This is a genomic window from Streptomyces sp. NPDC036764, assembly GCF_055609385.1.
The window spans coordinates 40,161-59,300 of the sequence record NZ_JBVJPT010000001.1; the positions used below are offsets into that span (position 1 = coordinate 40,161).

The 19,140-nt window shown below is 70.7% G+C and carries 18 protein-coding genes; 10 read left to right on the forward strand and 8 right to left on the reverse strand.

Annotated features, from left to right (window positions below; genetic code table 11):
- The first annotated feature begins 17 nt into the window (after positions 1 to 17).
- The 7 genes from ACZ69Q_RS00160 (at position 18) to ACZ69Q_RS00190 (ending at position 8,980) form a co-directional block, all read left to right on the forward strand.
- A complete protein-coding gene (locus ACZ69Q_RS00160) occupies positions 18 to 956 on the forward strand; it encodes a fumarylacetoacetate hydrolase family protein (RefSeq protein ID WP_471033790.1) in 939 nt (312 codons plus the stop codon).
- A 19-nt stretch (positions 957 to 975) separates the two neighbouring features.
- Entirely contained in the window at positions 976 to 2,556 is a 1,581-nt protein-coding gene (mhpA, locus tag ACZ69Q_RS00165; protein ID WP_471033791.1) for a bifunctional 3-(3-hydroxy-phenyl)propionate/3-hydroxycinnamic acid hydroxylase MhpA, read from the forward strand.
- A complete protein-coding gene (locus ACZ69Q_RS00170; protein ID WP_471033792.1) occupies positions 2,553 to 4,532 on the forward strand; it encodes an acetoacetate--CoA ligase in 1,980 nt (659 codons plus the stop codon). The genes mhpA and ACZ69Q_RS00170 overlap by 4 nt, the downstream gene beginning before the upstream one ends.
- Positions 4,529 to 4,873 (forward strand): DoxX family protein, encoded by a 345-nt coding sequence (locus ACZ69Q_RS00175; RefSeq protein WP_471033793.1) that lies wholly within the window; start codon positions 4,529 to 4,531, stop codon positions 4,871 to 4,873. Before ACZ69Q_RS00170 ends, ACZ69Q_RS00175 begins: the two co-directional genes overlap by 4 nt.
- Before the next feature lie 80 nt (positions 4,874 to 4,953).
- The gene (locus tag ACZ69Q_RS00180; RefSeq protein WP_471039952.1) at positions 4,954 to 7,086 is read left to right on the forward strand and encodes an ATP-binding SpoIIE family protein phosphatase; all 2,133 of its coding nucleotides are present in this window, start codon (positions 4,954 to 4,956) and stop codon (positions 7,084 to 7,086) included.
- Between the two features lie 364 nt (positions 7,087 to 7,450).
- The gene (locus ACZ69Q_RS00185; RefSeq protein ID WP_471033795.1) at positions 7,451 to 7,645 is read left to right on the forward strand and encodes a DUF3046 domain-containing protein; all 195 of its coding nucleotides are present in this window, start codon (positions 7,451 to 7,453) and stop codon (positions 7,643 to 7,645) included.
- A 60-nt stretch (positions 7,646 to 7,705) separates the two neighbouring features.
- On the forward strand, positions 7,706 to 8,980 hold the full coding sequence (locus tag ACZ69Q_RS00190) for an AI-2E family transporter (RefSeq protein ID WP_471033797.1): 1,275 nt from the start codon (positions 7,706 to 7,708) through the stop codon (positions 8,978 to 8,980).
- A 114-nt stretch (positions 8,981 to 9,094) separates the two neighbouring features.
- On the opposite strand, the gene ACZ69Q_RS00195 is transcribed toward ACZ69Q_RS00190, so the two are convergent.
- Both ACZ69Q_RS00195 and ACZ69Q_RS00200 read right to left on the reverse strand, forming a co-directional pair.
- On the reverse strand, positions 9,095 to 10,261 hold the full coding sequence (locus ACZ69Q_RS00195) for an MFS transporter (protein WP_471033798.1): 1,167 nt from the start codon (positions 10,259 to 10,261) through the stop codon (positions 9,095 to 9,097).
- Positions 10,258 to 10,869, reverse strand: a complete 612-nt coding sequence (locus ACZ69Q_RS00200; protein ID WP_471033799.1) for a helix-turn-helix domain-containing protein — start codon at positions 10,867 to 10,869, stop codon at positions 10,258 to 10,260. Before ACZ69Q_RS00200 ends, ACZ69Q_RS00195 begins: the two co-directional genes overlap by 4 nt.
- Here ACZ69Q_RS00200 and ACZ69Q_RS00205 point away from each other — a divergent pair.
- The 3 genes from ACZ69Q_RS00205 to recX all read left to right on the forward strand — a co-directional run bounded on the left by ACZ69Q_RS00205 (position 10,868) and on the right by recX (position 13,781).
- A complete protein-coding gene (locus ACZ69Q_RS00205) occupies positions 10,868 to 11,389 on the forward strand; it encodes a GNAT family N-acetyltransferase (protein ID WP_471033800.1) in 522 nt (173 codons plus the stop codon). The two genes, ACZ69Q_RS00200 and ACZ69Q_RS00205, sit on opposite strands and share 2 nt — an antisense overlap.
- Positions 11,390 to 11,729: 340 nt before the next feature.
- Positions 11,730 to 12,857 carry a recombinase RecA gene (gene recA, locus ACZ69Q_RS00210; RefSeq protein ID WP_471033801.1) on the forward strand — a complete coding sequence of 376 codons (1,128 nt, stop codon included), beginning with the start codon at positions 11,730 to 11,732 and terminating at the stop codon, positions 12,855 to 12,857.
- A 3-nt stretch (positions 12,858 to 12,860) separates the two neighbouring features.
- Positions 12,861 to 13,781 (forward strand): recombination regulator RecX, encoded by a 921-nt coding sequence (gene recX / locus ACZ69Q_RS00215; protein ID WP_471033802.1) that lies wholly within the window; start codon positions 12,861 to 12,863, stop codon positions 13,779 to 13,781.
- A gap of 219 nt (positions 13,782 to 14,000) precedes the next feature.
- Here the strand turns inward: recX and ACZ69Q_RS00220 are convergent, their stop codons facing one another.
- The 6 genes from ACZ69Q_RS00220 to ACZ69Q_RS00245 form a co-directional block, all read right to left on the reverse strand.
- Positions 14,001 to 14,414 (reverse strand): rhodanese-like domain-containing protein, encoded by a 414-nt coding sequence (locus tag ACZ69Q_RS00220; protein ID WP_471039954.1) that lies wholly within the window; start codon positions 14,412 to 14,414, stop codon positions 14,001 to 14,003.
- 206 nt (positions 14,415 to 14,620) lie between these two features.
- A complete protein-coding gene (locus ACZ69Q_RS00225) occupies positions 14,621 to 15,217 on the reverse strand; it encodes a cupin domain-containing protein (protein ID WP_471033804.1) in 597 nt (198 codons plus the stop codon).
- 91 nt (positions 15,218 to 15,308) lie between these two features.
- Positions 15,309 to 15,476 carry a putative leader peptide gene (locus tag ACZ69Q_RS00230; RefSeq protein ID WP_471033805.1) on the reverse strand — a complete coding sequence of 56 codons (168 nt, stop codon included), beginning with the start codon at positions 15,474 to 15,476 and terminating at the stop codon, positions 15,309 to 15,311.
- Between the two features lie 236 nt (positions 15,477 to 15,712).
- Positions 15,713 to 17,359 carry an FAD-dependent monooxygenase gene (locus tag ACZ69Q_RS00235; RefSeq protein WP_471033806.1) on the reverse strand — a complete coding sequence of 549 codons (1,647 nt, stop codon included), beginning with the start codon at positions 17,357 to 17,359 and terminating at the stop codon, positions 15,713 to 15,715.
- 176 nt (positions 17,360 to 17,535) lie between these two features.
- On the reverse strand, positions 17,536 to 18,444 hold the full coding sequence (locus ACZ69Q_RS00240; RefSeq protein ID WP_471033807.1) for an amino acid ABC transporter permease: 909 nt from the start codon (positions 18,442 to 18,444) through the stop codon (positions 17,536 to 17,538).
- Complete coding sequence (locus tag ACZ69Q_RS00245) at positions 18,441 to 19,115, reverse strand: amino acid ABC transporter permease (protein WP_471033809.1); 675 nt, start codon at positions 19,113 to 19,115, stop codon at positions 18,441 to 18,443. Before ACZ69Q_RS00245 ends, ACZ69Q_RS00240 begins: the two co-directional genes overlap by 4 nt.
- Positions 19,116 to 19,140 lie beyond the last annotated feature (25 nt).

The following is a 19,140-nucleotide window of genomic DNA, read 5'->3' on the forward strand; positions in this document are numbered from 1 at the left end:
CTGAAGAAGGCACTGACATGAGTACCAACGTCCTGCGTACCGCCGAGGGCTGGTGGGTGGTGCGCGACACGCGTGCCGTCCGCGTCGAGACCAAGGCCGTGACCACCGCCGAACTGCTGGCCGACCGGGATGCCGTCCGCGAGGCCGCCGCCTCCGACGAGCCGGGCGCGCCCGTCGCCGACCTGGTCGCAATCTCCCCGGTCACCACGCCCTGCCGGGTCGTCGCCCAGATGGTCAACTACCGCAGCCACGCCCGTGATTCGGGCTTCACCGGTGACATCCCGCCTGCCTTCTTCCGTAAGGCGTCCGGCTCGGTCAGCGGCCCGGGCGAGGCCGTCGTCCGCCCCGCCCACGTGAAGTTCCTCGACTACGAGATCGAGCTCGGGCTCGTCCTGGGCGCGCCGCTGCCCGTCGGCACCGTGGTCGAGGAGCGGGACCTGCCGGCATACGTCGCCGGACTGGTGATCACCAACGACATCAGCGCCCGCGAGGTGCAGCTGACCAAGACGCAGTTCTACGAGAGCAAGTCGTACCCCACCTTCACGCCGACCGGTCCGTACCTGTCGTTGCTGGAGCCGGAGGACTTCACCCACCTCCTCGACCTGCGGCTGAAGTTGAGCGTCAACGGTGAGCTGCGGCAGGACCGCACCCTCGCCGACATGATCGTCCGCCCCGCGCAGGCACTCACCCTGCTGGCCCGCTTCCAGACCCTGGACGCCGGCGACCTGCTGCTCACCGGGACCCCCGGCGGCACGGCCCTGAAGGCGCCGCCGAAGGCCGTCGAGAAGATCGGCGCGCTGCTGCCGCCCGCGTTGAAGTGGAAGGCCTTCTTCAAGAGCCAGGCCAAGAACCCGCACTACCTGAACCCGGGCGACGTGATCACGGCGACGATCGCGACCCCGGACGGCCGGATCGACCTCGGCGAGCAGCGCACGCCCGTCGCAGACGCGAACTAGTACCCGAGGTGAGCCGCACATGACCGTCGATGAAGCCGCACGTGTGCCCGTCGTGATCGTCGGTGCCGGGCCGGTGGGTGTGACCGCTGCCCTTCTCCTGGCCCGGCGTGGGGTCCGCAGTGTCGTCCTCGAACGCCACCGGGACGTCTACCCGCTTCCGCGCGCCGTCGCAGGCGACGACGAGATCCACCGGATCCTGCAGGCCGCGGGTGTCGGGGAGGTGTTCACCGCGATCTCCCGTCCGGCGGGCGGGCTGCGGCTGCTGGACGCCCGGCACCGGGTGATGGCCGAGTTCCGCCGCACCGAGCACGGCCTCCACGGCTACCCGCAGTCCAGCATGTTCGACCAGCCCGAGCTGGAACGCGTCCTGCGCGACGCCCTGGCCCGGCGCCCGGAGTGCGAACTGCGCGGTGGCGTGGAGGTCACTGGCGTCGGCCCGGGCACCACCGGCCCCGTCCGTGTGACCTACCGCGACGAGGACGGTGAGCACGAGCTGTGGGCCGACGCGGTCCTCGGCTGTGACGGCGCCAACAGCCTCACCCGCGAGGCGATCGGCGGAGTGTGGGAGGACCTGCGCTTCGAGGAACGCTGGAAGGTCATCGACGTCGACACGGCGGGCCCCGTCCGCTGCTGGGAGGGCGTCGACCAGGTCTGCGACCCGGAGCGCCCGGGGACTTTCATGCGGGTGAACGAAAATCGCTATCGCTGGGAGTTCCGGCTCGGGGAAGGGCAGGGGACGGTCCGTGAGCTGATCGCCCCATGGCTGCCGCCTTCGTACGACGGGGAATTCGAGGTCGTCCGCGAGACGGAGTACACCTTCCGGGCGCGCGTCGCCGACCGCTGGCGCGGCGGACGGGTCTTCCTGCTCGGCGACGCCGCCCACCTCACCCCGCCGTTCATCGGACAGGGCCTGTGCTCGGGCCTGCGGGACGCCTACAACCTCACCTGGAAGCTCGCCCGAGTGCTCCAACAGGGCGGCGAAGAACGGCTGTTGGACACGTACGAGAGCGAACGCAAGCCGCACGCCCGGCATGTGATCCGGCTCGCGGTCGCCATGGGCTGGGCCATGACCGGCGGCCAGGACGGCGCCGCCGCGATCCGCCGCAGGCTCCTGGCCACGGCCTGCCGCATACCCGGCCTGACCGAGCTGGCCGGCCGCGACCTCAGCCCACCCCTGACCGCCGGGCCGCTCGTGCGGCGCGGTGCCCGCCGGGGTCTTGCGGGCACGCACTGCCCGCAACCGTGGGTGAGCGTCGGTGGACGGCGCACCCGTCTCGACGAGGTGCTCGGCGACTCCTTCGCCGTGCTGACCGCCTCCGAACCCGCACCTGGCCTGGCCGCGCTCGCCCACGGCCTCGGCGTGTGCGCGGTCCCGGTGTCCGATCTCGGCGAGGACGGCACGCTCGCCGCCTGGCTGCGCGCCGGACGCGCGGACGCGGTCCTTCTGCGGCCCGACCGGGTCGTCATGGACGTCGTCCCCTCCGGCGGGCGCGACTTCACGTCGACCGCCGTCTGGGCGTCCCTGCTGCACAGCACTCGAAGCCCTGTTCCTACCGAACGAACGGCCCCGAAAAGCCTGTTGAGGAGCACCACACGATGAGTACGTCGTATCCGGACCCGTTCTTCACGCCCGATCCGGAGACAGCAGCGGCCAGCCACATCGCGGACTTCGCCCGCCACGCCCACGTGGACGGCACCGACTACGCCGCCCTGCACCAGTGGTCGGTCACCGACCTGGAGGGCTTCTGGGGCGCGGTGTGGGAGTACTTCGACATCGACGCGGACACCCCCTACGAGCGGGTACTGGCCGAGGAGAGAATGCCCGGCGCCCGCTGGTTCCCCGACGCCACCCTCAACTACGCCCACCACGCCCTGCGCAACGTCAGGGACGGCGATACGGCGATCATCGCCCTCGACGAGACCGGCTCGGGGTACGAAGTGACCGGCGAGCGGCTGCGTGCCCTGGTCGCCTCCGTGGCCGCCACCCTGCACGATCTCGGCGTCGGCAAGGGCGACCGGGTCGTCGGCTATCTGCCCAACACCCCGCATGCCATTGTCGCGTTCCTCGCCGCCGCGAGCCTGGGCGCCGTCTGGTCGGTGTGCGGACAGGACTACGCGCCCAAGGCGGCCGCCGACCGGTTCGCCCAGCTCGAACCCACCGTCCTGATCGCCGCCGACGGCTACCTCTTCAACGGCACCACCCACGACCGCCGCGACGCCGCCCTCGAAGTCGCCCGGGCCCTGCCGACGCTGAAGGCGACTCTGCTGGTGGACCACGTGGGCCTGCCGTGGCCGTCGCAGGCGTACCCGTCACTGGTCGTCCCCTGGGAGGACGCCTCCACCCGCACCGAAGATCTCACCTGTGTACCGGTCCCGTTCGACCATCCGCTGTGGGTCGTCTTCTCCTCCGGCACCACCGGCCTGCCGAAGGGCATCGTCCACGGCCACGGCGGCGTGCTGCTGGAGCACCTGAAAACCCTGGGACTCCACTCCGACTTGGGCCCCGGCGACCGTCTGCTCTGGTACACCACCACCCACTGGATGATGTGGAACCTGGTCGTCTCCACCCTTTTGACCGGCGCGACGACCTGCACGTACGACGGCAGCCCAGCGCCGTTCGCCAAGCCCGACGTCCTGTGGGAACTGGCCGCCCGCCACCGCGTCACCGTCTTCGGGACCAGCCCCCAATACCTGCTGGGCATGGCCAAGTTCGGCATCGACCCGTCAGTGCACGACCTGTCGGCGATCCGCGTCGTCGGCTGCACCGGCTCCGCCCTGCCCGCCTCCGCCTACCCCTGGGTCCGCGACCACGTCGGCGAGCACGTCCTGCTGGCCTCCATCAGCGGCGGCACCGACATCGTCTCCGGCTTCGCGGGCAGCGCGCCCAACACCCCGGTCTGGGCGGGCGAGTTGTCGGCTCCGCATCTGGGCGTGGCGCTTGCCGCGTACGACGCCGAGGGCTTCCCCGTCATCGACCAGGTCGGCGAGCTGGTCGTCACGCGCCCCATGCCCTCGATGCCGCTGTACTTCTGGAACGACCCGGACGGCACCCGCTACCGCGACGCCTACTTCTCGGCGTACCCCGGGGTGTGGCGACACGGCGACTGGATCACGGTCACGGGGCACGGCTCGGTGATCATCCACGGCCGCTCCGACTCGACGCTCAACCGCAACGGTGTACGGCTCGGCAGCGCCGACATCCATGACGTCGTCGAACGTCTGCCCGAGATCGCCGAGGCCCTGGTCATCGGTGCGGAGGAGCCGGACGGCGGCTACTGGATGCCGCTGTTCGTGGTCCCGGCGGCCGGGGTGACCCTGGACGACACCTTGCGCGAGAAGATCCGCGACGCCGTCCGCACCGGCGCCTCACCGCGCCACGTCCCCGACGAAGTCCTCGAAGCGCCGGGTATCCCGCACACCCGCACCGGCAAGAAGCTGGAGGTCCCGATCAAGCGACTGCTCCAGGGCGCCCCGGTCGAGCAGGTCGTCAACCCCGCCACCGTGGACAGCCCCGACCTCATCGACTACTACGCGCGTCTGGGCGCCGAGCGCCGCGAAGGCAGGGCCACCGCATGACCACCGTGCTCGCCATCGTCCTGTCCCTGGTCTTCCTCCCACTGGGCCTGGCCAAGATCGCAGGGGTACCGGTCATGCGGCAGGCAGCGGCCCACCTCGGCATGTCGACCGGCCTCTATCGCGTTGTCGGCGCGATGGAGGTGGCCGGCGTCGCCGGTCTGCTGATGGGGCTGACCTGGACGCCGCTGGGCGTGGCCGCCGCGACAGGCCTCGCCCTGCTGATGGCCGCCGCGGCGGTGGTCCACCTGCGCCACGGCGACCCGCCGGTCCGGGCCGTCCCGGCCGCCGTACTGGCCGTGGTGGCGCTGACATACGCAGGGACGGCGGTCTCCGTGGGCTGACATCGTCCGAAGGCTCGCCGATGACTCGGGCCTGCCGTGCGGCGTACCGTCGAAGTGTGGACTTCACGGCCGACGGTCTGATGGCCCGTGTCGCGGGTCAGCTCGCACCGAGAGCGGACGAGATGATCGCGGAGGTGACGCGATGCCTGCGACGTGAGGTGCCAGAGCTCTGGACAGTCCCGGACCTCGCCCGGATGACCTCCGAGAACATCGCGGAACACGTGGTCGGCGTGCTGACCGGACTGGAGCTCGGCATCCAGCCGGGCGACATCGAACCACCGCCGGCCGACGTGGAACGCGCACGTCGGCTGGCCCGGCACGGTACGCCCGTCACCGCGATGCTGCGGGCGCACCGGCTCGGCCAGGGGGTCGTCCTCGACAGGCTCCTCGCGGAAGTCCCGCGGCTGACCGACGATGGCGAACTGATCAGCGCGACGTCGCGCCGAATGATCGAGATGGCCACCGGATACGTCGACCGCGCCTCCGAGCAGGGCGTCCTGGCCTTCCAGGAGGAGCGGGACCGTCGACTGCAGTGGCGGCTGTCGGTGGTCAACGAGGCCGGCCTGCGTATCGGAACCACCCTGGACATCGCTCGCACCGCCCGGGAACTGGCGGACCTCGCCGTCGGCCGCATCGCCGACTCTGTCACCGTCGACCTGCTCGACTCCGTGGTCCATGGCCGCGACACGTCCGCAGCGGGCCCGCCCGTACTGCGCAGGATGGCCCGGACGACGGTGGCGGAAGGTGCCCCTGACCCGGCAGCGGAGGTGCAGGAACTCCATACCTGCCCCGTGGGATCCCCCGCGGGGCGTGCCCTTGCCGCCGGGCAGCCCTCCCGGTACGAGGACGGAAACCGGTCGACGCTGGTGGTGCCGCTGAGCGCGCGGGGCACGACCCTCGGCGTCGCCCAGTTCTCCCGTCACCGGACTCCCGAGCTCCATGACCTCCCTGGCCTCTTTGACGACGAGGATCTCCTCCTCGCCCAGGAAATCTCGGCCAGGGCGGCGGTGGCCGTCGACAACGCCCGCCGCTACACGCACGCCCGCGCCACCGCGCTCACCCTGCAGCGCAGCCTGCTCCCACGGCGTACGGCGGAGCAGTCGGCCGTCGAGGTCGCCTGCCGGTACCTTCCCGCCGGCACCCGGGTCGGCGTCGGCGGCGACTGGTACGACGTGATCCCGCTGTCCGGGGCCCGGGTCGCTCTGGTGGTCGGCGACGTGGTCGGCCACGGCATCCACGCCGCCGCCACGATGGGACGCCTGCGGACGGCGGTCCGCACTCTCGCCGACATCGACCTGCCGCCCGACGAACTGCTGACGCACCTGGACGACGTCGTCATCCGCCTGTCCGCCGAAGCCTCGGCCGACCCGGACACGGAGGAGACGGTTGGGGACATCGGCGCCACGTGCCTGTACGCCGTCTACGACCCCGTGGGCGGCCACTGCTCCCTGGCCCGGGCGGGCCACGTGCTTCCCGCCGTGGTGAGCCGCGACGGCACCGTCGACCTCCTCGATCTGCCGCCCGGCCCGCCACTGGGCCTGGGCGGCCTGCCCTTCGAGCCGGCCGAGGTCGAATTGCCCGAAGGCAGCCTGCTGGCCCTGTACACCGACGGCCTGATCGAGGCCCGTGATCACGACGTAGAGGCAGGCCTCACCCTCCTGCGCCACGCCCTCGCACAACCCGCTGCCTTCCTGGAGGCAGCTTGCGACACCGTGCTCGAAGCCCTGCTGCCCGCCGACCGGCCCCATGACGACGTAGCCCTGCTGCTGGCCCGCACCCGCACCCTCGGGGACGGCCAGGTCGCGGCGTGGGACGTGGACGCCGACCCGGCAGCCGTCTCCGGGGCGCGTTCCAGCGCCTTGCGGCAGCTCACCGCGTGGGGACTGGGGGAACTCGACTTCACCGCTGAGCTCGTGATCAGCGAACTGGTCACCAACGCCATCCGCTATGGCCGGCCCCCCATCCGGTTGCGGCTCATCCACGACCGAGGCCTCCTGTGTGAGGTGTCCGACTCCGGGAGCACAACTCCCCACCTGCGCCGGGCCCGCACCTTCGACGAGGGCGGGCGCGGCCTCCTCCTCGTGGCCCAGCTCGCCGACCACTGGGGAACCCGCCACGGCCGCCAGGGCAAGACGGTCTGGGCCGAGCTGAGCGAAAGCGAACAGGCCGGATTTCCGGACCTGACCTCCCTTCTTCAGCCCGCCACGGGCTGAGATCACCATCAGGTCGACGGCGTCGCCCTTGATCTCCCGTTGGACGAACAGGCCGTCGGCGCCGGCGACCGCGTAGGTGGTAAGGGCGCGCACGGCGTCCTCGTCCAGGTCCGGGATCAGGGTCTGGACGACTTCGGTGATCTTCTGGTCAGGAGAGGCGGCCTGGGCCAGGGCTGGGCACGCCGACCCTGGCTTTACTCTGCGTACATACACTCAGTTCATGCCCGACGCAGGTACGCGAGGTCGCGCCGCCATGGATGCCTGGTTCAGCGGGGAGGCGAACTCCCTGGAAACCCCTGACGGCCATGCGGGGGTGTGAGGGGCAGGAAAACGTGCAGGTCATTGCGGGTATGGAGCGGAACGCATGCGGTTGACGGTCTTCTGGCAGCGGATGGCGGAACACTTCGGTCCGGGGTACGCCGACACCTTCGCGCGCGATCATGTGATGGCGGAGCTCGGCGGGCGCACGGTGCACGACGCGCTGGAGTCCGGCTGGGAGGCCAAGGACGTGTGGCGTGTGGTGTGTGCCGTGATGAACGTTCCGGGGGAGAAGCGCTGACCGGTAACGAAGATCGACGGACCGGGGCCGATTGTCGGTGGCGTGGGCGAGACTTGCTCCGTGGCACGCACTGACGAGACCGGGGAGATCGCCCGGCACGGGTCCCCGTTCGGCACGACGCCGCCCGATCCGCCTCCGGGCGGGGGCGACGCCGGGGCGAACGGCAGGATGCCGCGCTGGCTGCCGCGAGCCCTGGTGCTCGCGCTGACGCTCGTCGGCGTGTTCCAACTGGGAAGCTGGGCCTTTCACCAGCTCACCGGGCTGCTGATCAACATCCTCATCGCGTTCTTCCTGGCCCTCGCCATCGAGCCCGCGGTGAGCTGGATGGCCTCGCGCGGCCTGCGCCGGGGACTGGCCACCGCCCTCGTCTTCCTCGCGGTGATCATCGTGTCCGCCGGGTTCGTGACCTTGCTGGGGTCCATGCTCGCGGGCCAGATCATCAAGATCGTCGAGGATTTCCCGAACTACCTCGACTCCGTCATCAACTGGATCAACGCGCACTTCCACACCGACCTGCGCCGCGTCGACGTCCAGGAGGGCCTGCTCAGATCCGACTGGCTGCGCAACTACGTGCAGAACAGCGCCAGCGGCGTCCTGGACGTGTCCGCCCAGGTCCTCGGCGGTCTGTTCCAGCTCCTGACGATCACGCTGTTCTCGTTCTACTTCGCCGCGGACGGCCCCCGGCTGCGCCGCGCGCTGTGCTCCGTACTGCCGCCCGCCAGGCAGGCCGAGGTGCTGCGCGCCTGGGAGATCGCCGTCATCAAGACGGGCGGCTATCTGTACTCGCGCGGCCTGATGGCCCTCGTCTCCGGCATAGCCCACTACATCCTGCTGGAGATCCTGGATGTGCCGTACGCGCCCGTGCTCGCGGTGTGGGTCGGTCTGGTGTCGCAGTTCATCCCCACCATCGGCACGTATCTCGCCGGCGCCCTGCCCATGCTGATCGCGTTCACGGTCGACCCCTGGTACGCGCTGTGGGTGCTGATCTTCGTCGTGGTCTATCAGCAGTTCGAGAACTATGTGCTTCAGCCCAAGCTGACCGCCAAGACCGTCGACATCCACCCCGCGGTCGCCTTCGGTTCGGTCATCGCGGGCACCGCGCTCCTCGGCGCGGTGGGCGCGCTGATCGCCATCCCGGCCGTCGCCACGTTGCAGGCGTTCCTGGGGGCCTACGTGAAGCGCTACGACGTCACGGACGATCCCCGCGTCCACGGGCACCGGGGAACGGGCCGCAGCCTGTTCGCACGGGCGCGTGAGCTGTGGATACGACGGCCGGAACAGCCCGGGCAGAAGCCTCCGGAGGGGACCGGGGGGTCGGGGGACGGGGCGGACTGACGCCTGTCGGCAGCCTCGTCGCGTGTGAAGCGGGGGCGAGGCAGCGGATGCGGGGGTGCCCCGCCGGGGCACGCAGATGGCCTGGCTGCTCCGCCGGGGCTGGAGCCCCGCGAATCATGAGGCCGGTGCGGAGGGCGTGCGTCCCAGAGCAGCGGCAAGGAGGAGCGCGGTGATGGCGGTCAGCGCGGTGCCCTGCCAGCCGACGGTGTCGAGCAGCGGGGCGGCGAGAGCGGTGCCGATGGCGCCGATGGCGAAGTAGAGCACCAGATAGACGCTGCTGAGGCTGCCCGAGCGGTGGGGGTCGAGGGCGATGACGCGGCTCTGGTTGGCGGCCTGAGCGGCGAAGCAGCCGGCGTCGAACAGTGCGAGTCCGAGTGCCGTGGCCGGCGGGCTGTTCAGGCCGGTGGCGAGCAGGGCCGTTCCCGCCGCTGCGGTCAGCATGCAGGCGGTGATCACGGTCTGTGGCGTGTACCGGTCGGTGAGCCGTCCGGTGATCGGGAGCGCGGCGAAACCGAGGATCCCGGCGAGGCTGTACAGGCCGATGGCGGTCGGGTCCAGGGAGTGCGGCGGCTGAGCCAGGGTGAGGGCCAGGGCGACCCATATGAGGTTGAAGGCGAAGTACCACAGGCCGCCGGTGGCCACCGCGCGGCGCAGTTGCGGGTGGTGGCGCAGGAGCGGGGGAAGCGAGGCGAGGGTGGCGCGGTAGCCGCGGTCCGGCCGGGGCCGTTGCCGGGGCAGGAGGGTGAGGGCGGCGACCGCGCCGAGCAGGGCGAGTGCGGCGAAGACGAGGAGCATCCGCCGCCACCCGAAGATGTCGGCGAGTGCCCCGCCCGCCAGACGGCTGAGCAGGATGCCGGCCGACATGCCGGCGGCCACGGTGGCGACGCCCGCTCCGCGGCGTTCGGGAGGGGCGTGCCGGCCCGCGATGTTGCCGGCCTGCGCGGCGACGCCGGCGCAGGCGCCGATGAGCAGGTAGGCGGCCAGGAGCGGGACCGGGCCGGGTGCGGCCGCGGCGAGGACGAGGGCGGCTGTGAGCGTGCCGAGCTGTGCGGTGACCAGGCGGGCCGGGGCGAGGTGGTCGGTGAGGGGCAGCAGGACGGCGAAGCCGATCACGCAGCCGGCCAGCGCGGCGGTGGGCACGAGACCGATCACCGAGGCGGGGACGCTCAGGTCGGTGGCCACGGCGGTGAGCGCGGGCTGGATGGCGTAGTTGTTCGCGATCGCCGTACCGGCTATGGAGGTCAGGAGGAACGTGCCGCCCCGGGGAAGGGGTCGGGTCACGGCCGGGTGCCGCGGGTGAGGATGACGGCGTAACGGCACGCTGTGTCGGTGGTGTTGGCGAAGACGCGCTCTGTGGGCTCCCCGAGCTCGATGGTGTCGCCGGCGTCGAGCTCGTGGACCGTGCCGCCGTCGTGGAAGGTCAGACGGCCGTCGAGGACCCAGACGACCTGCCGGACGAAGGCGAAGGCCGCCGCCGGGTACGGGACGCGCGCGCCGGCGGGCAGGCGGATCTCGGCGATCTCTGCGGGGAAGTGCGGGCCGGTGATCTGGCGGCGTCGGTAGCCGGTGGCGGGGTCGCGCCACTCTGCCGCCTCGGCCTGGCGGCGCACCTCCCCGAGTCCGTCGGTCCGGTCATGGGAGTCCTGAGTTCCGTCCCGCGATCCTTCGGCTAGGGCGAGCAGGGAGGAGACGCTGAGCTGGAAGGCGGCCGACAACTTGCCGAGGACCACGGCGGTGGGGCTGCTCTCGCCGCGCTCGATCCTGCTGATCATGGCCTGCGAGACGCCGGAGGCATCCGCGAGCTGGGCCAGGGTCCAGCGGCGGCGCTCCCGTTCGGCGCGGATACGGGATGCGATCTGCCCCACCAGAGGATCTACTATGTTGGACATGAATCCAATATACGAGAGAGAGCGGGTGGCTGTGACGGTGCGTCCGGCCCACTCCGGTGACGTGGAGGTCATCCGCGCGATCCGCAACCACGCGATCGAGCACTCGACGGCACTGTGGACGCAGACCCCGCAGTCCCCCGCCGAGGCTGCGACCTGGCTGGCCGCCCACCTGGAGCGCGGCTCGGCCCTCGTGGCCGAGGCGGACGGCGAGGTGGCCGGGTTCGCGGTCTACGGACCGTGGCGGGAGCTGGACGGCTATCGCCACACGGTGGAGGACTCGGTCTACGTCCGTGAAGGCCGGCACGGACTCGGTATCGGCTCCGCGCTCCTCGCCGCGCTCATCACCGCCGCGCGCGAGGCGGGTCACCATGTCGTCATCGCCGGCATCGAGGCGGAGAACGCCTCATCGATCCGGCTGCACGAACGATTCGGGTTCCAGCGCGTCGGCCTGATCCCGGAGGTGGGCACGAAGTTCGGCCGGTGGCTCGACCTGGCGCTCCTGAGGCTGGCACTGACCTGAGTCGCGGTCCGCGGGTGCGTTGTGGACGCCGTCCGTGCGGACGATGCATCCGCTGCGCTGTCTGTGGCACCCGAGTTGCCCGGCCGGTACGCCCGGTCGTGGTGTGCGCGGGTCCGGTTGCGGCGGGTGTCCGGGTGCCGTGTGGTGCGCTTGACACGAAAATCGAACATCCATTCTCATGGAGCTGCCGGCGAAGTGCTCGGCGGGCATTTCGCCACGGTTTCAACCGAGAAGTGCCCGAGTTATCCACAGGCCGGACGGGCGTCGGGGCGCATTGTCAGTGGCAGGCGTTAGCGTCTTTGACGTGAAGCGATCGACTCAAGCAAACCGGGTGGAACCCATGGCAGGAACCGACCGCGAGAAGGCCCTTGAAGCCGCACTCGCACAGATTGAACGGCAATTCGGCAAGGGCGCGGTCATGCGCATGGGTGACCGGACGATGGAGCCCATCGAGGTCATCCCGACCGGGTCGACCGCGCTCGACGTGGCCCTCGGCGTCGGTGGTCTGCCGCGCGGCCGTGTCGTCGAGGTCTACGGACCGGAGTCCTCCGGCAAGACGACCCTGACCCTGCACGCGGTGGCCAATGCGCAGAAGGCCGGCGGCCAGGTCGCGTTCGTGGACGCGGAGCACGCCCTCGACCCCGAGTACGCCAAGAAGCTCGGCGTCGACATCGACAACCTGATCCTCTCCCAGCCCGACAATGGCGAGCAGGCCCTGGAGATCGTGGACATGCTGGTCCGCTCCGGTGCCCTCGACCTCATCGTCATCGACTCCGTCGCCGCGCTCGTCCCGCGCGCGGAGATCGAGGGCGAGATGGGTGACAGCCACGTCGGCCTCCAGGCCCGTCTGATGAGCCAGGCGCTGCGGAAGATCACCAGCGCGCTCAACCAGTCCAAGACCACCGCGATCTTCATCAACCAGCTCCGCGAGAAGATCGGCGTGATGTTCGGCTCCCCGGAGACCACGACCGGTGGTCGGGCGCTGAAGTTCTACGCCTCGGTGCGTATCGACATCCGTCGTATCGAGACCTTGAAGGACGGCACGGACGCGGTCGGCAACCGCACCCGCTGCAAGGTCGTCAAGAACAAGGTCGCGCCGCCCTTCAAGCAGGCCGAGTTCGACATCCTCTACGGCCAGGGCATCAGCCGCGAGGGCGGTCTGATCGACATGGGCGTGGAGCACGGCTTCGTGCGCAAGGCCGGCGCCTGGTACACGTACGAGGGCGACCAGCTCGGCCAGGGCAAGGAGAACGCGCGCAACTTCCTCAAGGACAACCCCGACCTGGCCAACGAGATCGAGAAGAAGATCAAGGAGAAGCTGGGCGTCGGGGTACGGCCCGAGGAGCCTGCCGCCGAGCCGGGCGCGGACGCCGCGGTCTCCGCCACCCCGGACGACGCCGCGAAGACGGTGCCGGCACCGGCTGCGGCCAAGACGGCCAAGACCAAGGCCGCCACCGCCAAGAGCTGATCCGTGACACGGCGAACCGACTGGGCCGAGTACGCCGCCTACCCGGACGCTCCGCGAGGGCGGGGGAGAGGCGGCGAGGAAGGCTCCTCCGGGATGGGCGGACACGCCTCCGGAGGAGAGGCGGCCCATGACACGGACAGGGGGAACGACGGCACGAGTGGCTCGTACGGCACGGGCGATTCGTACGGGGGCACGAGCGACTCGTACGGCGGGAGTGGCTCGTCCGGGGGATTCGGCGATTACGGCGACGAGTCGGGCCCGGCGTACGGCGCCGGTGCCTCCGGTGGCGGCTCGCGTCGTGGTCGTGGTGGGACTCGGGGCTCGGACGGCTCACGAGGGCGTCGTCGACGCGGTCGTACAGAGCCGTCCGGTGAGGACGGAGGTGCCTCTTCCTCGTCGAGGGCCGAGGAGGGGACGCCCCCAGCGGACCCGGTGGAGCAGGCGCGGGCGATCTGTCTGCGCCTGCTCACCGGGACCCCGCGCACGCGGAAGCAACTCGCGGACGCCCTGCGCAAGCGGGAGATCCCGGACGCCGCCGCCGAGGAGGTGCTGTCGCGGTTCGAGGAGGTCGGCCTCATCAACGACAGCGCGTTCGCGGACGCCTGGGTGGAGTCCCGGCACCACGGCCGAGGGCTGGCGCGGCGCGCGCTCGCCCAGGAACTGCGCACCAAGGGCGTCGACTCGACGCTGATCGACGCGGCCGTCGCCCAGCTCGACTCCGAACAGGAAGAGGCGACGGCCCGCGAACTCGTCGACCGCAAGCTCCGCTCCACGCGGGGCCTCGACCGCGACAAACGCCTGCGTCGCCTTGCGGGCATGCTGGCCCGCAAGGGCTATCCCGAGGGCATGGCCCTGCGGGTGGTCCGGCAGGCGCTGGAGGAAGAGGGTGAGGACACGGAGTTCCTCGGGGACGAGGGCTTCTGATCACCGTGCTCTCGCCCGCCCGTGCTCCCGTCCACTCGTCCGCCGACCTACCGCCCGCTCGGGTCGCGGGATCCCGGCCCTGAACACGGTGGACGCACGGGGGCGCCCATCGCGTTCCGGGCCGGGATCGTTATGTGGGTGTGGGTGCGGGTTCGGCTTGTGGACGTGGGGAGGAGGGGGGCGGGGTGACCGGTCAGTGGTTTCGGGGCTGAGCCGTGATCAGGGGGCGTGCACGGCACGAGGCGGTGCAGGCGGTCCCGTTTCCGTCGTCACCGGCAAGCCCTCCGCCCGCCAGGCCTGGAATCCGCCGACCAGATCGGTGGTCCGGTGCAGCCCCAGCCGCCGTAGTGACTCGACTGCCAGGCTCGACGCGTATCCCTCGTTGCAGATCACCACGACCCGCAGGTCGTGACTCGTCGCCTCGGGGGAGCGATGGCTGCCCTGTGGATCGAGCCGCCACTCCAGTTCGTTGCGCTCGACCACCAAGGCACCGGGGATCAGGCCGTCCCGCTCGCGCAGCGCCGCGTACCGGATGTCGACCAGCAGGGCCTCGCCACCCTGGGCGGCCTCGTACGCCTCCCGGGGCTTGATCCGCTCGTAGCCCGCGCGCACCCGCTCCACCAGTTCGTCGATGCCGACCGGCTGTTCATCCGTGCCGTCGACGGCCGCCGGCGATTCGCTGCCGACGACCTGCTGCTCGACCCCACCGCTCACGCCGTCGCCCCTCAACTCCGGCCCATCAAAGGTCCGTTCGCCATCCACCCCTGCGCCATCCAACCCTTCGCCATCCGGGTGTCCGCCGACGCCACGCACCGTCGCCGCTTCGCCTCGCACCCCGCTCACTGCCAGTCCTCCGGACGTTCCACCTGCTCCAGGCGCAGGATCGGTCCGTTGCGGCTGAAGCGGCGCATCTGTGGCAGGGGCGGGTAGTAGGCGTGGACGGAGATCGCGTGCCGGTCGGTGGACTGGTTGAGGACCTCGTGCACATGGTGACGGCCGAAGGAGCGTCCCTTGCCGGCCGGCAGGCGGCGTGAGCGGTCCACGTCGTCCGCGAGTTCCAGGGTCTTCCAGCCGTCGGCCGGCAGCCGCACGGCGAGCGAGTGCTCCTTGAGCTCGCCGTCCGCCGTCACGAAAGCCCCGACCGAGTCGGCGTGGTCGTGCCAGCCGGTGCCGGTACCGGGCGGCCAGCCGATCAGCCAGGCCTCGCTGCCGCCGGGTCCTTCGAGCCGTACCCAGGTACGGCCCTCGGGATCGAGGGGGAGCGAGGCGACCAGCTCGGCGTCGGCGGCGGTGCGCCGGACGAAGTCGAGAAGGTCCGCCTGCGTCGGAGTGGAGTTCGGAACAGAGTCCGGGGCGGAGTGGTGAATGGGGTCCGAAGCAGAGTTCGGCGTGGCAACCGGCTCGGAAGCGCCGACGGCGGCAGGAGAGACAGACACGGGCACCGTCCTGAAGAGAGTTCGCGAAGAGCCCGCTATGGCACCGGCCAAGGGCGCGGCACGCGCGGGAAAGAAGAAGGAGGATGCGAATTCAGCAGGACGGGCGACACACGCAGCCCGCATAGCGGACGAGGTCCATATGGACCCTCCGCCACAGGCGCACACAGGTGTCGGTCACGATCCGGAGTACACCATGCCGGTGCGGGCGGGTCAACTCACTGTCACTATGCGGACCGCACAGTGACGGTGAGTGCTGCATTCAGGCGAGATCGGTGCTGGGGGTGATCACTGCCGCCTGGATGCGTACCCCTTCCGTCCGGTGGGAGCCGGGAGACAGTCCCGGTAGGCAGGGGGCAGTCCCGGGCGATGGGCCGTAGGAGTCACGCCCCGGACGAAGGGCGGCGGGAGACAGTCCCCGGACCGCCCGGACCGCCCGGACCGCCCGGACCGCCCGGACCGCCCGGACCGCCCGGACCGCCCGGACCATGGGCGCCATCAGCGCGAACCGGCCGCCGCGCTCGCCTCCTCCGCGGCCGCAGCCACCTTGATCGGTCCGCCTACGGCCGCCTCTGCCGCCGTGTACAGATCGGCCGGCCGCACCCCGCTCAAAGCCGTCACCAGGTGACCGTCGGGCCGCACCAGCAGGACCGAATGCGCGGCCGCGCCGGGGTAGCTCTCGGCGACGAGCAGCTCGGCCGGATACGGCAGCGCCGTCACCGCCGCCGCGAGCCGGGGCATGATCCCGGCGGTCGCCCAGTGCTTGCGCTCCCACACGCCCGTGCCCGGCGCGATCAGCAGGACCAGCAGCGCACCGCGCCCGAGCCGGTCCCGCAACTGGACGAAGGAGCCGTCCTCCGCGGTGACCCGTACATCCGCGACCGGCGCACCGCGCGGCGTGTCCACCGGGACCTCGCCCTCCAAGGGCTGAGGCGCGAGCGGCGACTGGGCGTACGAGCCGGGCGAACCGATCGCTCCCTGCCCCAGGTGGCCGTCCGTCAGCAGGGCGTCCAGGCCCCGGGCGGAGCCGCGGACGTACGAGCGCAGCCCGCTGCCCGCGCGCAGCAGCGGCAGCGCCTGGTCGGCCGCGCGCAGCCGGGCGGCGACGACCGCGCGCCGCTCGCTCTGGTAGCTGTCGAGCAGCGCTTCGTGCGGCCCGTGGTGCCAGGCCGCCGCCAGCTTCCAGGCGAGGTTGTCGGCGTCCCGCAGGCCCTCGTCGAGTCCGTGCGTGCCGAGCGTGCCGAGGCAGTGCGCCGCGTCCCCGGCGATGAAGACGCGGCCCACGCGCCAGCGGCGCGCCAGGCGGTGGTGGACCGTGTGAACCCCGGTGTCGAGGAGTTCGTACGACGGTGTCGGCCCCTCGGACCAGCCGGCGAGCGTCTCGCGGACGTGCCCCACGAGCAGCTCGGGCGTGACCAGGTCCTTGCCCGGGGGCAGCAGCCAGTCCAGGCGCCACACCCCCTCCGGGAGCGGCCGGCCGGTGACCTCCCCGCCCGAGGGTCCGGACGTCCGCCACGGTGGCATCCGATGGAGCAACGCCTGGCCCTCCCACGGAAGTTCCACGCGCAGCGCGGCCACGGCGTGTCGCTCCACCGCCGTACGGCCGGGGAAGCGGATGTCCATGAGTTTGCGCACGGTGGAGCGGGGGCCGTCGCAGCCGATGGCGTAACTGCCGCGCCACCAGGTGCCCTTCGGGCCGCGGGTGTGGACGGTGACGCCCGAGGATTCCTGCTCGATGGCGTCCAGGCGGCTGTCCACGGTGATCTTGACGAGCGGCTCGCCGGCGAGGGCCGTGCGCAGGACGCCGGTCAGGACGTGCTGGGCGATGTGCAGGGGCGCGGGGTTCGTGAGGTTGAGATTCTCGGGCTCTTCCGCGGCGTCGTCGAATGTGACCTCGCGCATCACCTGCTTGCGCCGCATCGACCGCCATCCGGCCCAGCGGGTTCCGGCCTCGCCGAGCGGTACACCGGTCAGGCGTTCGATGAGGGCGGTGGTGTCCTCGCGCAGGACGACACTGCGGGCGAGACGGGGTTCGTCCTTGCCGGGACCCTCGTCGAGGACGACGCAGGGGACATCCTGACGGGCCAGTGCCAGGGCGAGCGTGAGCCCGACGGGCCCCGCTCCGACGATGATCACCGGGTCCATGGCGCGGCGCCCCCTGCCCGCAGCGGTGTCCCCAGGAACGCGAGTGAACAGAGAGTTGGAGCAGGGTGCACGATCACAGAACGTATGCAACCCATTGCCGGTGCTTGCGTCAAGTGACGGAGGGCAGTGGCGATCATGCCACTGCCCTCCGTGTGCTCAAGCGATGTGACCAGGGGTCAGATCGACCCTCCGGCACCGGTTCCGAAGGTGCCGCCGGTCGCCGCCGGGTTCAGCTCCTCCATGTCCTCAGCGCTGAGGACCGCGCCTGTGCTCCTCTTGCTGCGCCGCAGCCGCTTCTCCAGCCAGCTCGCGAAGCTGGTGAGTATGAAGTTGAGGACGATGTAGATGATCGCCACCACGATGAAGCTGGGGATGACGTTGGCGTAGAAGGCTGCCAGGGTCTGGCGCGCGTTGAGCAGCTCGGTGAACCCGATCATCACGCCGCCCAGCGCGGTGTCCTTCACGATGACCACGAGCTGGCTGACGATGGCCGGCAGCATGGCGGTGACGGCCTGCGGAAGCAGGATGCTCCGCATCGTCTGGCCCTTTGTGAGACCGACCGCCTTGGCTGCCTCGGACTGCCCCTTGGGCAGGGCCAGGATGCCGGCCCGTACAACCTCGGCGAGGACGGATGCGTTGTAGAGCACCAGGCCGGTGACGACCGCGTAGAGGGGCCGCTGTTCGCTGGAGACGTTCGTGTAGCGGTCGTAGAACTCGTTCGCGAACAGCATCAGCAGCAGGACCGGAATCGCCCGGAAGAACTCGACCACCCACGCGGCCGGAAGCCGCACCCACACATGGTCGGAGAGGCGGGCGATGCCGAAGACCGCGCCCAGCGGGAGGGCGATCAACATGGCCAAGGCCGCGGCCTTCAGCGTGTCGCCGAGACCCGGCAGCAGATAGGTCGTCCAGGTCTGCGACTGGGTGAACGGCTTCCACAGGGCCCAGGCCCACTGGTTCTTCTCGTCCAGCTTGTACCAGATGAACCAGGCGAGCAGGGCGAGCAGGGCGAAGAAGACCACCGAGATGAGCACATTGCGCCGCTTGGCGCGGGGGCCCGGAGCGTCGTAGAGAACGGAGGTCATCGCTTCACCGCCAGTCGCTTGCTCAGCCAGCCCATGAAGAGGCCGGTGGGCAGAGTCAGTACCACGAAACCGAAGGCGAAGATCGCGGCGATGAGCAGGACCTCGGCCTCGTTCTCGATCATTGCCTTCATCAGATAGGCAGCCTCTGCCACACCGATCGCGGCCGCCACTGTGGTGTTCTTGGTCAACGCGATCAGCACGTTGGCCAGCGGGCCGATCACCGAGCGGAACGCCTGCGGCAGCACGATGAGCCGGAGAGTCTGGCTGAAGGTCAGCCCGATGGCGCGGGCTGCCTCGGCCTGCCCGAGCGGCACGGTGTTAATGCCAGACCGGAGCGCCTCGCAGACGAAGGCCGCGGTGTAGGCGATGAAACCGAGGATCGCCAGGCGGAAGCCCTGGACCTTGAAGTCGTCGCTGCCCATCGTCACGCGGAAGATGTCCGCGAGGCCGAGCGAGGTGAAGATGATGATGACCGTCAGGGGGATGTTCCGGACGATGTTCACATAGGCCGTGCCGAACCCGCGCATCAGTGGGACCGGGCTGACTCGCATCGCGGCCAGGAGAGTTCCCCAGATCAGGGAGCCGATGGCGGAGAAGAAGGTGAGCTTCACCGTCATCCAGAAGGCGCCCAACAGGGTCGGGTCGTTGTAGTCAGAAAGAAAATCGAACACGATCTCCCGCGCTTCCGGGTGGGTG

What these genes read in the sequence shown, in the direction of transcription:
- ACZ69Q_RS00160 (WP_471033790.1), top strand. Translation starts at nt 18, where the DNA reads ATGAGTACCAACGTCCTGCGTACCGCCGAGGGCTGGTGGGTGGTGCGC.
- mhpA (WP_471033791.1), top strand. Translation starts at nt 976, where the DNA reads ATGACCGTCGATGAAGCCGCACGTGTGCCCGTCGTGATCGTCGGTGCC.
- ACZ69Q_RS00170 (WP_471033792.1), top strand. Translation starts at nt 2,553, where the DNA reads ATGAGTACGTCGTATCCGGACCCGTTCTTCACGCCCGATCCGGAGACA.
- ACZ69Q_RS00175 (WP_471033793.1), top strand. Translation starts at nt 4,529, where the DNA reads ATGACCACCGTGCTCGCCATCGTCCTGTCCCTGGTCTTCCTCCCACTG.
- ACZ69Q_RS00180 (WP_471039952.1), top strand. Translation starts at nt 4,954, where the DNA reads ATGGCCCGTGTCGCGGGTCAGCTCGCACCGAGAGCGGACGAGATGATC.
- ACZ69Q_RS00185 (WP_471033795.1), top strand. Translation starts at nt 7,451, where the DNA reads ATGCGGTTGACGGTCTTCTGGCAGCGGATGGCGGAACACTTCGGTCCG.
- ACZ69Q_RS00205 (WP_471033800.1), top strand. Translation starts at nt 10,868, where the DNA reads ATGAATCCAATATACGAGAGAGAGCGGGTGGCTGTGACGGTGCGTCCG.
- ACZ69Q_RS00200 (WP_471033799.1), bottom strand. Translation starts at nt 10,869, where the DNA reads ATGTCCAACATAGTAGATCCTCTGGTGGGGCAGATCGCATCCCGTATC.
- recA (WP_471033801.1), top strand. Translation starts at nt 11,730, where the DNA reads ATGGCAGGAACCGACCGCGAGAAGGCCCTTGAAGCCGCACTCGCACAG.
- ACZ69Q_RS00230 (WP_471033805.1), bottom strand. Translation starts at nt 15,476, where the DNA reads ATGCAGCACTCACCGTCACTGTGCGGTCCGCATAGTGACAGTGAGTTG.
- ACZ69Q_RS00235 (WP_471033806.1), bottom strand. Translation starts at nt 17,359, where the DNA reads ATGGACCCGGTGATCATCGTCGGAGCGGGGCCCGTCGGGCTCACGCTC.
- ACZ69Q_RS00240 (WP_471033807.1), bottom strand. Translation starts at nt 18,444, where the DNA reads ATGACCTCCGTTCTCTACGACGCTCCGGGCCCCCGCGCCAAGCGGCGC.